This window comes from Mycobacterium sp. NGS51, assembly GCF_059812525.1.
In genome coordinates this window covers 112,993-127,581 of the sequence record NZ_JCALCV010000005.1, presented here as the reverse complement: position 1 = coordinate 127,581, position 14,589 = coordinate 112,993, and the positions used below count along the sequence as shown (strand labels likewise).

14 protein-coding genes and 1 pseudogene are annotated in these 14,589 nt (G+C 65.3%); 5 read left to right on the top strand and 10 right to left on the bottom strand.

Annotated features, from left to right (window positions below; translation table 11 throughout):
* Positions 1 to 19: 19 nt before the first annotated feature.
* From AC5Y5W_RS08460 to vapB, 4 genes are all read right to left on the bottom strand, one after another.
* Positions 20 to 418, bottom strand: a complete 399-nt coding sequence (locus tag AC5Y5W_RS08460; protein ID WP_500009951.1) for a type II toxin-antitoxin system VapC family toxin — start codon at positions 416 to 418, stop codon at positions 20 to 22.
* Entirely contained in the window at positions 415 to 684 is a 270-nt protein-coding gene (locus tag AC5Y5W_RS08455) for a type II toxin-antitoxin system VapB family antitoxin (protein ID WP_500009952.1), read from the bottom strand. Before AC5Y5W_RS08455 ends, AC5Y5W_RS08460 begins: the two co-directional genes overlap by 4 nt.
* 216 nt (positions 685 to 900) lie before the next feature.
* Entirely contained in the window at positions 901 to 1,311 is a 411-nt protein-coding gene (locus AC5Y5W_RS08450) for a PIN domain nuclease (protein WP_500009953.1), read from the bottom strand.
* Positions 1,308 to 1,529 (bottom strand): type II toxin-antitoxin system VapB family antitoxin, encoded by a 222-nt coding sequence (vapB, locus tag AC5Y5W_RS08445; RefSeq protein ID WP_500009954.1) that lies wholly within the window; start codon positions 1,527 to 1,529, stop codon positions 1,308 to 1,310. Before vapB ends, AC5Y5W_RS08450 begins: the two co-directional genes overlap by 4 nt.
* Before the next feature lie 74 nt (positions 1,530 to 1,603).
* Here vapB and AC5Y5W_RS08440 point away from each other — a divergent pair, with 74 nt between their 5' ends.
* On the top strand, positions 1,604 to 1,786 hold the full coding sequence (locus AC5Y5W_RS08440) for a hypothetical protein (RefSeq protein WP_500009955.1): 183 nt from the start codon (positions 1,604 to 1,606) through the stop codon (positions 1,784 to 1,786).
* Positions 1,783 to 2,415, top strand: coding sequence for an RES family NAD+ phosphorylase (locus AC5Y5W_RS08435; protein WP_500009956.1), 633 nt, complete (start codon positions 1,783 to 1,785; stop codon positions 2,413 to 2,415). The genes AC5Y5W_RS08440 and AC5Y5W_RS08435 overlap by 4 nt, the downstream gene beginning before the upstream one ends.
* Before the next feature lie 8 nt (positions 2,416 to 2,423).
* Here the strand turns inward: AC5Y5W_RS08435 and AC5Y5W_RS08430 are convergent, their stop codons facing one another.
* Together AC5Y5W_RS08430 and AC5Y5W_RS08425 are read right to left on the bottom strand one after the other, a co-directional pair.
* On the bottom strand, positions 2,424 to 3,299 hold the full coding sequence (locus AC5Y5W_RS08430; RefSeq protein ID WP_500009957.1) for a DMT family transporter: 876 nt from the start codon (positions 3,297 to 3,299) through the stop codon (positions 2,424 to 2,426).
* Between the two features lie 31 nt (positions 3,300 to 3,330).
* A pseudogene (locus AC5Y5W_RS08425) lies at positions 3,331 to 5,628 on the bottom strand (GH92 family glycosyl hydrolase); the annotation flags it as partial.
* Positions 5,629 to 5,700: 72 nt separating this feature from the next.
* On the opposite strand from AC5Y5W_RS08425, the gene AC5Y5W_RS08420 reads away from it, so the two are divergent.
* Positions 5,701 to 8,064 carry a lysylphosphatidylglycerol synthase transmembrane domain-containing protein gene (locus AC5Y5W_RS08420; protein ID WP_500009958.1) on the top strand — a complete coding sequence of 788 codons (2,364 nt, stop codon included), beginning with the start codon at positions 5,701 to 5,703 and terminating at the stop codon, positions 8,062 to 8,064.
* Between the two features lie 20 nt (positions 8,065 to 8,084).
* Here AC5Y5W_RS08420 and AC5Y5W_RS08415 read toward each other — a convergent pair whose 3' ends face one another.
* From AC5Y5W_RS08415 to AC5Y5W_RS08400, 4 genes are all read right to left on the bottom strand, one after another.
* Positions 8,085 to 11,015 carry an MMPL/RND family transporter gene (locus tag AC5Y5W_RS08415; protein ID WP_500009959.1) on the bottom strand — a complete coding sequence of 977 codons (2,931 nt, stop codon included), beginning with the start codon at positions 11,013 to 11,015 and terminating at the stop codon, positions 8,085 to 8,087.
* Entirely contained in the window at positions 11,012 to 11,560 is a 549-nt protein-coding gene (locus AC5Y5W_RS08410) for an MmpS family transport accessory protein (protein WP_500010016.1), read from the bottom strand. The genes AC5Y5W_RS08415 and AC5Y5W_RS08410 overlap by 4 nt, the downstream gene beginning before the upstream one ends.
* Before the next feature lie 223 nt (positions 11,561 to 11,783).
* The gene (locus tag AC5Y5W_RS08405; RefSeq protein WP_500009960.1) at positions 11,784 to 12,722 is read right to left on the bottom strand and encodes a class I SAM-dependent methyltransferase; all 939 of its coding nucleotides are present in this window, start codon (positions 12,720 to 12,722) and stop codon (positions 11,784 to 11,786) included.
* A gap of 21 nt (positions 12,723 to 12,743) precedes the next feature.
* Positions 12,744 to 13,235 (bottom strand): DUF309 domain-containing protein, encoded by a 492-nt coding sequence (locus AC5Y5W_RS08400; RefSeq protein WP_500009961.1) that lies wholly within the window; start codon positions 13,233 to 13,235, stop codon positions 12,744 to 12,746.
* 86 nt (positions 13,236 to 13,321) lie between these two features.
* Between AC5Y5W_RS08400 and AC5Y5W_RS08395 the strand changes: the two genes are divergently transcribed.
* Together AC5Y5W_RS08395 and AC5Y5W_RS08390 are read left to right on the top strand one after the other, a co-directional pair.
* Positions 13,322 to 13,837 (top strand): hypothetical protein, encoded by a 516-nt coding sequence (locus AC5Y5W_RS08395; protein ID WP_500009962.1) that lies wholly within the window; start codon positions 13,322 to 13,324, stop codon positions 13,835 to 13,837.
* Positions 13,830 to 14,450 carry an RES domain-containing protein gene (locus AC5Y5W_RS08390; protein ID WP_500009963.1) on the top strand — a complete coding sequence of 207 codons (621 nt, stop codon included), beginning with the start codon at positions 13,830 to 13,832 and terminating at the stop codon, positions 14,448 to 14,450. Before AC5Y5W_RS08395 ends, AC5Y5W_RS08390 begins: the two co-directional genes overlap by 8 nt.
* Positions 14,451 to 14,589 lie beyond the last annotated feature (139 nt).

Here is a 14,589-nt window from a genome sequence, read left to right as displayed (position 1 = left end):
GCGTCTGATGTTGTGTCGCCTACACCGGGTAAGCGGCGCTGATGTCGGTGTGAACGAAATCGTCACCCACGTATAGCAATGGCTCACCGGTCACCTGCGCCAGGGCGTAGGAAAAACAATCGCCGCGGTTGAGCGCCGCCGGATGCCCGCTGCCGCGGCCGAAATCGCGGTAAGCCCTGCTGGCGATTTCGGCTTGCTGCGCATCGAACGGCACCAGTTCGATTTCCCACACCTCGAGCAGACGCTCGACCCGTCGTTGGTCCTCGGGCCGCAGGCGGCGGGTCAGAACGGCGTTGACTTCCACGGCGGTTGCCGCCGACATCTTCGGTGCCGGCGTGTCGGCCAAAGCCGCGGCGAGACCGTCGGAGTGTGTTTCGCCCAGGACGATCGCGACGATCGCCGAGGTGTCGACGATCACGAAGGTAGTCCGGCGTCGTCATAGAGTTGTCGCTCGGCGGCTTTGAGCTCCGCGCGCTCGGCGTCGGTGAGCGACTTGCGCAACTCATCCAGCAATTGCTGTGCCTTCACCCGCCGCGCATCATCCTGTGCAGTCTGGCCGCGGTCGAGTTCGGTCAGCTTGGCCTGCACCGCCGCCTCGATCGCGCCGGTCTGGGTCAGGCCGGTCCGTTGGGCCAGTTCTCGCACCAGTGCGGTGGTGTGCTCATTCTTGATGTTCAACCCCATGGTATAAGAATACCGCATCCGTATATAACGTCTATACGCTGCGATCCGTCCGGACCAAATCGCTGCTTGGTCAGTCGTCGTCCAGCATTTGACCCTGTGTCATGACGGGACGTGGCGTCACGGCGAAGTCCGGACGCTCCCGTCGTGGACCGCACTCCAAGAGCCGACGCTGTCGCTGACTGCGGAGCGCGCGGAGTGGGAACCCGGCGCAACCCATCAGGTATTCAGTCGCTCCATTGATTGCCCTGTGACATTTGCGATGACGTCGAAATCCTTATCGACGTGAAGGACGATCAAGCCTGCGAGCTCGGCGGTCGCGGCAATGATCAGGTCGGGTATCGAGGGCCCACGGTGCATCCCTGTGTCAGCGAGCAGCAGCTGAACTTCTAGGGCTCGATCTTCGATCGACGGCGTGAGGTATTCAACCGGCAACGCCACCAGCGGCGGTTGACGAAAGTCGCGGCGAGCGGCATCACCCGCCCGCGCGAAGTATCCGATCTCTAACCGCGTCACGTTGCTGATGCGTACCAGTCCACGCTCGACGCGGTTGCTCCACATTTCTGCGTCGACAGTCGTGCCAAGACGAACGAGCGCCGATTTGTCGATGAGCCAGCCGGCGCTGCTCACTCCCACGCCCGAGCCATCAACTCCGGATCACCGAGATCACTAAAAGTATCGGCGAATTGCCGGAGATGTTCGACCGTTACCGGCACTCGGGCCGTCCGCGCCTCTTGCGCGAGCCTTCGCCGGATGTATTCGCTTCGTGACAGGCCGACCCGGCCAGCCAGCATGTCCAGTCCGGCAAGCACATCGTCCGGAATGTCACGGATCAGCACATCGCTCATCGACACCTCCAGGAAGTGATATCTGACGATATCACGATTGGCAATTCCGCGATGACGCCGGCACCATCCCGTCGTTGGCCGCCGTGCTCGGCACGCTCGCGGAAGGCACCGACGATGCGTGGATGATCGCGCTGTGGATGCGGGCGCCCAGCGACGACCTCGACGGCCAGGCTCCCAGTGAATGGCTGCGCCAGGGCCGCGACGCCGAACAAGTGCTGGCGATGGCCCGCGACGTGGCCTCCAGCTGGTCGACATGAGCGGTTCCCGACAGAGCCTGGCGCTCGGCCCGCCGCCGGCCGACCTGTCGAAGTTCCCGCGATCGCGGCTTCTGCCCAAAGACAAGCTGTACCGCGCGCACGGCGCCGGTCGATCGCCGTGGTGGTTCTCGTCCAACCTGTCGGGTCGTTTCGATCTGCCCCTGCCCAACGGAACGTGTTATCTGGCAACGGATGTCCTGACCGCACTGCGCGAACGATTCGGCCACAGCCTGGTGTCCCAGGGTGTCGTCACGTTCGACGCGGCGGCCGGCACCGAAGTTTCGGAACTGGGGATTCCGGCAATGCGCTTCCTGGCCAACACCTGCACGTCGAAAGCGGCGACGTTCGGCATGACCACCGAAATCGGTAACTGCTCGCCGTATACGCGTCCGCAGGCCTGGGCCGCAGCGTTTTTCGCCGGCCGCAAACATTCGGGGATCCGCTATCAAAGCCGCTTTAGCCCAGGCACCAAACCCAACTCGGCAGCGCTGTTCGACGCTGCCGGACAACAGAATTGGCTCACCGATCCGCAGCCACGTCCCGGTGTCCAAGCCTGCAAAGACGTCGGCATCACGGTGGTCCACCCGCCCAACAGCAGCCAGGTAAGTATCGTCCAGCCGCCGCAATGAGCCGGCTGTTACGCGAGCGGCTGCGCCGGCAGGCTCTTCGTAGGTTCGGCATCAGGCGCTTCGCCGAATCGGGCCAGCACCAGCGTCGCGGCGACTGCGATGGCGAACCCGGCGAACACCATCCAGCCCAGTCCGCTGCGAGTGCGGTCACCGAGCCATACCACTCCGATGAGCGCCGGTCCGATCGTTTCTCCCACAACCATTCCCGCGACAGCCGTCGTCACCGATCCGCGGTTCAGCGCGGACGTCAGCAACAGAAACCCGGCGGTCCCGCCGGCGAGCACCGCGTAGAGGGCCGGGTTGGTGTAGAACGTGGCCGCGGTGGGATCGATCGGATCAACCAGGCGCACGCCGACTTCGACGACACCGAAACCGGTTCCGGCGCCAAGCCCCAGGACCAGTGCGCGGGGGCGGTCGCTCAATCGGCCTCCCGCGGCGCCGGCGACGAATACTGCGGCGACCACACCCAGCAGGGCCCAGGCGAGTCCGGCTGGCCCGCGCAGCGAACCCTCCGGTCCGGCAGCGAGTCCCAGCATCGCCAGGCCCACACAGACCACGGCCACGGCTGTCCATTCGACTGATGACAGATGCGCCGACAGCAGCCACGCGGCCACGATGGCGGTGACCGCCAGCGAGGCGGCGATCGCCGCGGCGACGACGTAGATCGGCACCAAGCGCAGCGCCACCACCTGTAGTGCAAAGCCGAGGCCGTCCAGGCCGAAGCCGGCGAGATAGCGCCACTGCCTGACGGCGCGCAACAGCAACACAGCGTCGACACCCGAGCCGCTGCCGGCTTCCACCGATCGTGTCGCCATGGCCTGCAACACCGTCGCGGTGCCGTAGCACACCGAGCAGCAGAGCGCGAGCAGTAACCCGATCAGCACACACTGACGATACGGCCAGTCATGCTCCTTAGCTGCCCGCACCGAACGACGGCGGCGCGGCGGATTCGGCGCTGCCCCACACCGGGTTGGGGACCGCCGAGAGCGAGAACGTGAGGTGGCCGCCGGTGTGGATGATCGACTCCGGAAGGTAGGTCTGATCGGTGGGCTGGCCGTCGATGGCCAGCCCGTTGATGTACGTCAAGCCGTTCGATGCACCGGGCGCGGAGATGCGGATGAATTGCCCTGCGGGCAGCGCGATCTCGGCGCGGTCGAACACCGGCGTGTTCACGGTGAGGATTGGCGTTCCGGGTGTGGCCGGGTACAGGCCGAGCGCCGCCCACACGTACCAGCTGGATTCCGCGCCCAGGTCGTCGTTGCCGGGCTCGCCGTCGGGGGTGGGGCCGAACAGTTCGCGACGCACCCGGTCGACGGTCTGTTGGGTCTTCCACGGTTGACCGATGTAGTTGTAGAGCCACGGCACCCCGAAGTCCGGCTCGTTGCCGATCCACAGATAGGGCTTGTTGGGGCCGACGTTGAGTTCGGTCGTGAAGCGGTCCAGCCGGTTGGCCGCCGCCTGGCGGCCGCCGAGCGCGGTCACCAGGCCGGCGACATTCTGCGGCACCAGCCAGAGGTATTGCTCGGCGTTGCCCTCGTCGAACCCGGGCTGGCCGAACTTCTCGGGGGGAGGTTCGACGAACCCGGGGCCGTCGGGGAAAGCGCCGTCGGCGCTGCGGGGCGAGATGGACCCGGTGGCCGGATTGAACACGTTCTGCCAATACTGCGCCCGATTGCCGAATTCGGCGGCGATCGTGGTGTACCCGAGCGCGTCGGCGAATCGGGAGATGGTGAAGTCGTCCACCGACCACTCCATCGTGATCGACGCGCCGGCGATGTCGTGTCCGGCGCCGAACGCCTGGGTCTGCGGCGCGTAGCCATGCTTGAGGTAGCTGACGATTCCCGGCCGCTCCACGTAGCCGTCCCGTCCGACACCGCCGTCGGTTGCCGTCTTCACCATGAAGTACAGCGCGGCTTTCACGTCGAAATCCGTTGCACCGTACGTGTAGAGGTTGACGATGAGCGGAACCGGGTTGTCCCCGGTCATGATGCCGGTCGACGAATTCGCTAAGGCCCACCGCGGAAACGAGCCGCTCTGCTCGGCGTCGTTCACCAGCGATTGGGCCATGTCGCTGGCTCGCTGCGGGAACAGCAGTGCCTGCAACGCAGCAAGACAGCGGTATGTGTCCCAGTCGGAGAAGTTGGCGTATTGGGTATGGCCCGCGGCCACGGTGCGGATGACCCCGTCGAATCCGATGTAGCGGCCGTCGACGTCGTTGAAAGTGTTGGGGTGCAAGAACGATCGGTACAGCGCGGTGTAGAAGGTCGTGATGTCGGCGTCATTGCGGCCGGCCACTGCGATGCGCGACAGCATCGCGTTCCATTCGGTGGATGCGGCAGCGCGCGCATCGTCGAAGCTTGCTCCGCGCTCGGCGGCCAGGTTCGCCCGCGCACCCTCGACACTGACGTAGGACAGCGCGGTGCGCACGTCGAGCACCGAACCGGCCGGAAACTGCACGTATCCCCCGCTGTGTTTCGAGTCCGCGCGGCGGGCACCGGCCGAAACCGACTCGCCATCCCAGGTGCCGTAGGAGGTGAACGGCTGGCTGAACGTCATCGCGAAATACACGGTGTAGCTGTTCTTCGCACCGCAGAAACCCCCGGTGGTCGCCGATCCGGTGATCGTGGTGTTGTCTTCACCGATCGCGATGCTGGCCGCAGAGTCGCTCGCGATCGATCCGCCCGGGCGCACCTGGAGCAGGGCGGGCCGGCCGTCGTCGGGATAGCGGAACCGGCCGACGCCGGTGCGGGTCGTGGCGGTGAGTTCGGCCATCACGCCCGTGTCCGGGAAGCGCACTGTGTAGTAGCCGGGCACACCCACTTCGGTGTCGTCGTGGGCGATCCGCTCCCAGGCGTGCCACGGCTGCGCGCCGATCGGGGTGGTGGTCGGCAGCATCGGAATGTCGCCGAACGCCGCGCAGCCCACCGAGGCGTGGGTCATGCTGAATCCGGTGGAGCGCTCGTTGGCGTGGTTGTAACCGGCGTAGGTGCGGGTGGTGTCCGGCGAGTACTGCACCATCCCGAACGGCACCGAAGCCCCGGGGAAATTGTTGATCTCCCCGACCGTGTCGCCGCCGGTCCCGGTGCCGATCAGCGTGTCGACGTATTCCACCGGGTGCGCGACGAACCCGGCCTCTTCAGCGCGAGCGACGGGTGTCAGCGTCAGGCCGGCCGCTGCCACGACCACAGCGACGAGTGCCCGTCGTGACCGCATAACTGTCTCTACTGCATAACTGTCTGGTCCGGTGGTGTTTCTACGACGCCGGTATCCGGCTAAGTTGTCGGCGTGCGAGTGGACGGGCGCGACATCACCGTGTCCGGCAGCTTGCTGCAACCGCTGACCCGTCGCACCAACGACATCCTGCGGCTGGTGCTGGCGGGGCTGTTCCTCGCGGTCGTGATCGCCAGCTCGTTGATCACCCGCAGGCAATGGATGACGCTGGAGAAATCTGTCTCGCAGATCATCGGGCTGCTCTCCCCCACTCAGTCCAATCTGGTGTACCTGGCTTACGGCATCGCGATCCTGGCTTTGCCGTTCATGATCCTGATCGGGCTGATCGTCGCCCGGCAGTGGACGCTGCTCGGCGCCTACGCCGCCGCCGGGCTGCTGGCCATCCTGCCGCTGTCGATCAACAGCAAAGGCATCGCCGCACCCCGCTGGCACTTCGACCTCAGGGACCGGCTGTCCACCGTGCTGTCGCAGTTCCTCGACGACCCGCGCTGGATCGCGATGCTCGCCGCGATGCTCACCGTGTCCGGTCCCTGGCTGCCCGCCCGGTGGCGACGCTGGTGGTGGGCACTGCTACTGGCCTTCGTGCCGATCCATCTGGTGGTCAGCGCCATCGTGCCGGCCCGCTCGTTGCTGGGACTGGCGGTGGGGTGGTGGGTCGGCGCGCTGGTGGTGCTGGTCTCGGGGACGCCGGCGCTGGAGGTGCCGCTCGACGGCGCGGTGCGCGCGCTGGCCCGACGTGGATTCGTCGTCTCCGGACTGACGGTGCTGCAGCCGGCCGGGCGCGGGCCGCTGATCCTGTCCGCCGCTGCCGAGCATCCGGCGGTGATCGAGCTGTACGGCCCGCATCAACGCAGCGGCGGCGCGCTGCGCCAACTCTGGCGCAAGTTCAGACTGCGCCGCAGCGAGACCGCGCCGCTGCACGCCTCCCTGCAACGCGCCGTCGAGCATCGCGCGCTGATGTCGATTGCCATCGGCGATGTCGGACTTGCCAACACATCGACGATCGCCGTCGGTGCGCTCGACCGCGGCTGGACGTTGTACGCGCACAAGCCCGCTCGTGGCGTTGCGATCGATGAGTGCGCGACGACTCCGGCTGCCCGGGTGTGGACTGCGCTGCGCAGCCTGCACGATCACCAGATCGCGCACGGCGACTTGCGTGGCAGCGAGATCACGGTCGACGAGGGCGCCGTGCTGTTCGGCGGGTACCGCCACGCCGAATACGGCGCCACCGACGTCCAACTGCAATCCGACATCGCTCAACTATTGGTGACCACCTCGGCGCGCTATGACGCGCAATCGGCGGTAAGCGCGGCCATCGAGGCGTTCGGCAAGGACACCGTGCTGACCGCGTCGCGTCGACTCACCAAAACCGCTATGCCCGCGCGAATCCGGGACGCCGTGACCGATCCGCGGGCTGTCATCGCTCAGGCCCGCACGGAGGTGATGCGCCAAACCGGGGCCGATCAAATCCAGGCCGCGACCATTACCCGGTTCACCCGCAGCCAACTCATCCAGCTGGTGTTGCTGGTGGCGCTGGTCTACGTGGCCTATCCATTTATCAGCACCGTGCCGACGTTCTTTTCCGAACTGGGCCGGGCGAACTGGTGGTGGGCACTGCTGGGGCTGGCTGTGTCGGCGTTGACGTATGTCGGTGCGGCAGCAGCACTGTGGGCCTGCGCCGACGGGTTGGTGAGCTTCAAGAACCTCTCGATCATGCAGGTGGCCAACACCTTTGCGGCCACCACTACCCCGGCCGGCGTGGGCGGGCTGGCGCTGAGCACCCGGTTTTTGCAGAAGGGTGGACTCAACGCAGTGCGGGCCACCGCGGCGGTGGCGCTGCAGCAGTCGGTCCAGGTGATCGTCCACATCGCGTTGCTGATCCTGTTCAGCACCGCCGCCGGCGCCTCGACCGATTTGTCGCACTTCGTGCCGAGTGCCACCGTGCTGTACCTGATCGCGGGCGTGGCGCTGGGCGCGGTGGGCGTATTCCTGGCCGTCCCCAGGCTGCGGCGCTGGCTGGCCACCGAGATGCGGCCCAAGTTGACCGAGGTGAGCAGCGACCTCGCCGCGCTCTCCCGTGAACCGAAACGACTGGCGCTGATCGTATTGGGCGCTGCCGGAACGACTCTCGGTGCGGCATTGGCGCTGTGGGCCAGCGTCGAAGCCTTCGGCGGTGGCACCACCTTCGTCGCCGTCACCGTGGTGACGATGGTCGGCGGGACGCTGGCCTCAGCCGCACCCACACCCGGCGGGGTGGGCGCCGTCGAAGCGGCGCTGATCGGTGGACTGGCCGCCTTCGGTGTCCCCGCCGCGATCGGCGTGCCGTCGGTGCTGCTGTATCGCGTATTGACCTGTTGGCTACCGGTATTCGTCGGCTGGCCGGTGATGCGCTGGCTCACCCGCAACGAAATGATCTAGCGCCGTCGCGCCACGACAGATCAGCGCGGTTGTACCAGTCCGCCCGCCGGGTGTTCGTCGACGTCGTTGAGGATCAACTCGCGCACCGCAGGACGCGGCCCGTACGGCCGCAGCATGCTGCTGGCCGGCCGTGGGCGCACGTGTTGCGGCCACCAGAACCAGCGTCCGAGCAGGGTGGCCAGCGACGGCGTCATGAACGAGCGCACGATCAGGGTGTCGAACAACAAGCCCAGCGCGATCGTGGTACCCACCTGGGCCATCACCTTCAGCGGGCTGAAGGCGAACGTGGCCATGGTGGCTGCGAACACCAGACCGGCAGAGGTCACCACCGAACCCGAGCCGGCCATGGCGCGGATCGTGCCCGTCTTGAGCCCGGCATGAATTTCTTCTTTGAACCGGGAAATCAGCAGCAGGTTGTAGTCCGATCCGACCGCTAGCAGCAGGATGATCGCCATCGCCAGCACCATCCAGTGCAGCTTGAAGCCGAGGATGTACTGCCAGAGCAGCACGGAGAGCCCGAACGAGGCACCCAGCGAGAGCAGCACGGTGCCCACGATGACGAAGGCCGCGACGACGCTTCGGGTGATGACCAGCATGATGACGAAAATCAAAGTGGCAGCGGCAATTCCAGCGATCAACAGGTCGATGTTGGAGCCGTCGTGCATGTCCTTGTACGTCGCCGCGGTGCCGCCGAGGTAGACCTTGGAGCCCTCCCACGGCGTGCCCTTGATCGCCTCGTGCACGGCCTGCTTGATCGGTTCGATGTGGCTGATGCCCTCCGGCGTCGCCGGGTCGCCTTCGTGGGAGATGATCAACCGGACGGCGTGGCCGTCGGGTGAGATGAACTGCTTGAGGCCGCGCGCGAAATCCGGGCTCTTGAACGCCTCCGGCGGAAGGTAGAACGTGTCGTCGTTTTTCGCTTTGTCGAAGGCATCACCCTGGGCGGTGGCGTTGTCGGACTGCGCTTTCGCCTGGTCGTTGAGACCCCTTGTGATCGCATAGTTCGACATGATGGTGTCGAGGTTGCGCTGCTGGCTTTCGATCTGCGGCGGTATCAGTGCCACCAGTTGCGGCTGAATCTGATCCAGCTTGTCGAGATTCGCGCTGAGTTTCTCGATGTTCTCAGCCACCTCGTCGATGCCGTCGAGCGCGTCGAAGAGAGACCGGAGTGTCCAGCAGACCGGGATGTCGTAGCAGTGCTTCTCCCAGTAGAAGTAGCTGCGGATCGGCCGGAAGAAGTCGTCGAAGTTGGCGATGCTGTCCCGCAAGGACTCGGTGATCTGCACGGTTTCTTTTGTGAGCTTGGTGGTTTCGTGCGTGGTATTGCTGAGATCCTGGGTGACCTGCATTTGCTCATGCAGAGTTGCCATCGTCTTGCGAAGCTCGTCTGCTTGCTTGAGCAGGTTCGCCGCCTGCTCTTCTTGGTAGTGCTGGGTCTGGATCCGGCCCGCGGCTTGCGCCCCCATCTGGAACCCGAGGGTGCTGTGGTCGAGCGGCGTGCCCAGCGGCCGGGTGATGGTCTGCACCCGGCCGACACCGGGAATGTGGAAGACCGCTTTGGCAACCTTGTCCAGGACCAAGAAGTCGGCTGGGTTTCGCAAGTCGTGATCGGTCTCGATCATCAACAGCTCGGGATTCAGCCGGGCCTGGTCGAAATGGCGGTCCGCGGCGGCATAACCGACGTTGGCTGGAGTGTCCGCCGGCAGGAAGTGACGGTTGTCGTAGTCCGTCTTGTAGCCGGGAAGGGCGAGCAGACCAACCAACGCGATGGCGATCGTCACCGCGAGAACCGGTGCGGGCCAACGGACAATCGCGGTGCCGATCCGACGCCAGCCCTGGGTCTGCATTTTTCGTTTCGGGTCGAGAAGTTTGAAGAACGAAGCCACCGTGAGCATCGCCGGCGCCAGGGTCAGCGCCGCCAAGACCGCGACCAGCATGCCGACCGCACAGGGCACGCCCAGCGACTCGAAATACGGCAACCGACAGAAGCTCAAGCAGTACATCGCGCCGGCGATCGTCAGCCCAGACCCCAGCACGACATGCGCCGTGCTGTGGAACATCGTGTAGAACGCTTCTTCACGTGTCTCGCCCAGACCACGGGCCTCGTGATAGCGGCCGACGACGAAGATCGCGTAGTCCGTTCCGGCGGCGATGGCCAACAAAACCAGCATGTTGTTGGCGAACGTGGAAAGCCCCATGATGCCGTAGTTACCCAGCGTCGCGACGACACCGCGGGCGGCCGCCAACTCGATGAAGACCATGGTCAGCATGATCAACACGGTGCTCACCGAACGGTAGACGAACAGCAGCATCAACATGATCACCAGGATGGTGACGACGGTGACCTTCGCGACGCCTTTCTCACCCGCGTGAGACTGGTCGGCGATCAGCGGACCCGCACCGGTGACGTAGGCCTTGATTCCCGGCGGCGCGGGCACCGAGTCCACGATTTTGCGGACTGCCTCGGTGGACTCAGTGGCCAGGCCTCCACCCATGTTGCCGGCGAGGTACACCTGCACGTACGCGGCTTTTTGGTCGTGGCTTTGGGAGCCGGCGGCGGTCAGCGGATCACTCCAGAAGTCCTGGACGTGCTGAACGTGTTTCTTGTCTTGCTCGAGTCGCTTGACGATCTCGTCGTAGTAGCGGTGCGCCTCCGCCCCCAGCGGCTTGTCGCCCTCCAGCAGGACCATGGCCGAGTTGTCGGAATCGAACTCGTTGAATGTCGATCCGACGCGCATCGTCGACTGAAACGACACCGCGTCTGTGGGACTCTGCGACACCGAGTGGGTTTTGGAGACGACTTCTAGCTGTGGCGAGATGGTGTTCGTGACGAACACAATGCCCAACCACACCAGGACGATCGGCAGCGCCAACCGGTGGATCATCCGCGGCAGGAACGGCGGGATCAGCGGCTGGTCGACGCGCGGCGCAGCCTCGCCTGTCTCGCTCATGCGGACTTGTCCAGGCAATAAACGAAGGCATTCACTGATTCGTTAGGGGGCGAGTGATTCGGAGCCTTGATGACGTCACCGTGCCCGTCGTGGTTGTTCACGACGAACCGGCAGGCGATCCAACTGCCATCTCCTTGAGCCACCAGGTTCGCCGGGATCCCAGGCTTCGTTGAACTCAATACTTTGCTCCAGGGCAACGGCGCGTTGAGGGCCTGCTGCGGATGGGAGTTCTCATCGAGGTAGTTGATGGTTGCCGTGCTGCCTGGCGAACCCCAGACCTCGAGTGTGATCGTCTTGGCGTTGAACTCGTCGAGGACCTCGCCCGACGTGCCACCACCGAACGAACCCTTGTGAACGCCGAAAACGCCGTGCAACCGGTGCACGACGAATCCGGACAGCGCGACGACAGCGACCACCGTGAGCACGAGCCAGAAACGGCCCAGAAACCCCTTCGTCTTGGTGCGCTTCGGGGTGGCGTTCTTGCCCCCACTGCCTGCGGCGCCCTGGATATTCAGCGGCTCGGTCCTCGGCTCAGTCGTCGTCATGGGCGCTTCAATTCCTAACCATGCGCGAAGGCTGCTCAAATAGTTAGTCCGTGTGTAACCTTAGCTACTCTAATCTGAATAGGCGACCAGTAAAGCAGTTCTGTCCACGCGACAGCTTTCGCGGACTGTCGGATGCGCCATCACATCAGAAGAGGGTCATATCCTCCGGATTTCGTTACCAATGTTGCAGTAGGTGTTGCCGCAGCTGAAGCGCACCGGCGAACTACACCCGCTGCGCGGACACGAACAGACTGTGCGGCGCCGAGTCCTCGACGTCAGCCGGTGGGCGGCCATAGCCGGTCATCAGGTTTTCGGCCGCCACCACGTCTACCTCCCAGCCGTGGCCACGCAGCCACTCGCCGACGTCGGTGCGGTCCTCCATGTACCACAGGTCCTGGACGTCGGGAATGTCGCGCGACTCGTCCAATTTGGCGATGATGTCGCGGATCCGCTGCATCTGGTTGCGCTGCTTGGCGTGGACGTCCGGATCGTTGAAGCCCGGGCCCGGTGCCTCCACCGCAATCCGGCTGTCGGGTGCGCTCAGCTCCTGAATCCGCTCGAACAACAGGTCCTGCGCGGCGGCCGGCAGAAACGGCAGCAACCCCTCCGCTGACCACACACTCGGCGCACCGGGATCAAACCCCACCTGCTGCAACTCTTTTGGCCAATCCTGCCGCAGGTCGACGGTGACGTTGACCAGTCCGGCGGACGGCTTGGCGCCGGTTTGCCAAAGTGTCGACGACTTGAACTCCAGCACCTTGGGCTGGTCGAGCTCGTAGACCGTCATCCCGTCGGGCCACGGCAGCCGCCACGACCGCGAATCCAGCCCGGCCGCCAAAATCACCGCCTGTCGTACCCCGGCGTTGGCCGCGTCGATGAAGAACCGGTCGAAAAACGCTGTGCGGGAAGCCATGTAGTTGAGCATCGACTGCATCCGCAGCGGCAGTTCCGGAGCAGCTTCGATGACCTCATCGGGCAGGTTAGGAGCCGCGAACCAGGTCCACATGCCTTCGCCGGCCGCGTCGAGGAAGACCCGCGCGAACGGATCGTCGATCAGCGGGTTCTCGCTCTCGGTTTCCGCGGCGCGCGCCGCCGCCACACCGAGCGCCGTCGCGCCCACGCTTTCGGTGATGTCCCAAGTGTCGTTGTCGCTTCTCGGCACCGTCGCTCCTCCTCACCAGCGCTACTCGTCGCCGACGGTACGTGAGCTTTCTGTGAGGCAGGGTCGGAGCCGATCCGAGGTGACCTCGATGCCGGCGGAGAGGTCGCTGACCAGTGCATCGGCGAAATCCGTCAACCCGCCGACGTCGATGCCATAACGGCCGTCGCTACGCGAAAGACGACCCGACGCGCTGCGCAGCAGGCTGATGGCACCCTTGGGGTTGCCGCGCTGGACGTGGGTGAGGCCCACCGCGAGCTGAGCCAGGCCCTGCCAGAGGGTTCGCTCGTCGTCGGGCCCGTTCTTCCAGGCCGCCTCAAGCACCTCGTGGGCGTTGAACGCCATGCCCTGATCCAGCAGCTGCTGCGCATAGGTCAGGGTTTCCGCCGGGCTCAGCTCGAGGTCGTCGGGAATGCGGGGAACGCCGTCACTGCCATAGGGAAGCGGCCGGCCCAACGCGTCGCGCGGGCGAGCACTGCGCGGCCGGCCCACTTCGTCACGATCCCGCTCGGCCATGCATCCATCATGGCGCAGCCCGCCCGCGAGCCCAGCCTCCTGTTTCGATTGTTTCAATTGCCGACCGTCGGTGGTACCATGGATCCGTGACCACTGCCGTTGCCCCACTGCTCCGCCAGGTCGCCGAACGTGCACGCAAAGACGCCGAGTTCGTCGAGGTCCTCGACGCCATCCTGACCGCGCCGACTGCACCCCACGGAGTCTTGGAACGCATCGCTGCCCGCAGCTTGAATGAGGAGCGCCGCGGAGCCCTGGTCCGCGAATTCGTCGAAGGATCGTTGCCGACGCCGAAAGTCCAGGCTCGGCTGGGACTGCGTTCGCCGCAGGCCGTGCACAGGCTGCGCAGCCGCGGCAAACTTCTCGGGGCCGCGGTCGGGAACCAAACCTGGTTTCCCGCCTGGCAATTCGACGGCGACCGGCAGCGACCCGATCTGCCACGGATCCTGGAATTGTTGGCTCGGTTCACGTCGGACGCGCTGGCTGCGGATCGCATCATGCGCCTGACCCACGACGAACTCGGTGGGTTGTCGATCGCCGAGGCGCTGCGTCACCCTTCGACCACCGAGACCGCATGGCGGATGCTCGCCGCCGTCGGTGCCTGACCTTTCCGCGGGTTACCGGACGCTCTTGTCCGGTGCTCGACCGGTCGGTCTGCGGCGCCGGCGCGTCGATGCCGGCACCGAGCTGTGGCGGGTCGAAGCCATGGCGCCCAAGGACTGGACTTGGACCGGCTTCCCCAGCCCACGCTTCCGGTTCGATCCGGAGTCCGGCGCATTCCGGACACGTTATGCCGCAAGTACTTCCGTCGGCGCATTCCGTGAGCGCTACCGGGCCACCGGACTGATGATTCCCGCCGACCATATCGCGCATCACCTGGTGCGACTGGTCACTGCCCGCCATCTGCGGGTGTTCGATCTGCGTACCGAGAACAACCTCGACATCCTCGACGTCGACGACCAGATCAGCACCGGCCAGCATCCCGAGGTATGGACCACCTGCCACCGACTCGCCGACGCCGTCCATCGCTGGTGGACCGACCTCGACGCCCTCATTTATCGGCCGCGCACCACGCCGGAGACGTCGATCAACTACGCATTCTTCGCCCTCGACGCTTTCTCCACCGAGTCCTGGCCGCTTGCCGAGCGGACCGACGTCCTCACCGACCTTGTTCTGCGCCATGGGTTCACCATCGGCTGGGATATCGACGGACTGTAGACGACGCACCCCATGACCCCAGAATTCCCAGGCGCCTCAAGATCTTCGGCATGTGTCGATCTGCCCGCCTCTGAGCGACAACTGGCCCGCTGCGCCGCAATAGTCGCTCAGAGCGTTGTGGGGGCTGCGCCCCGGTGTA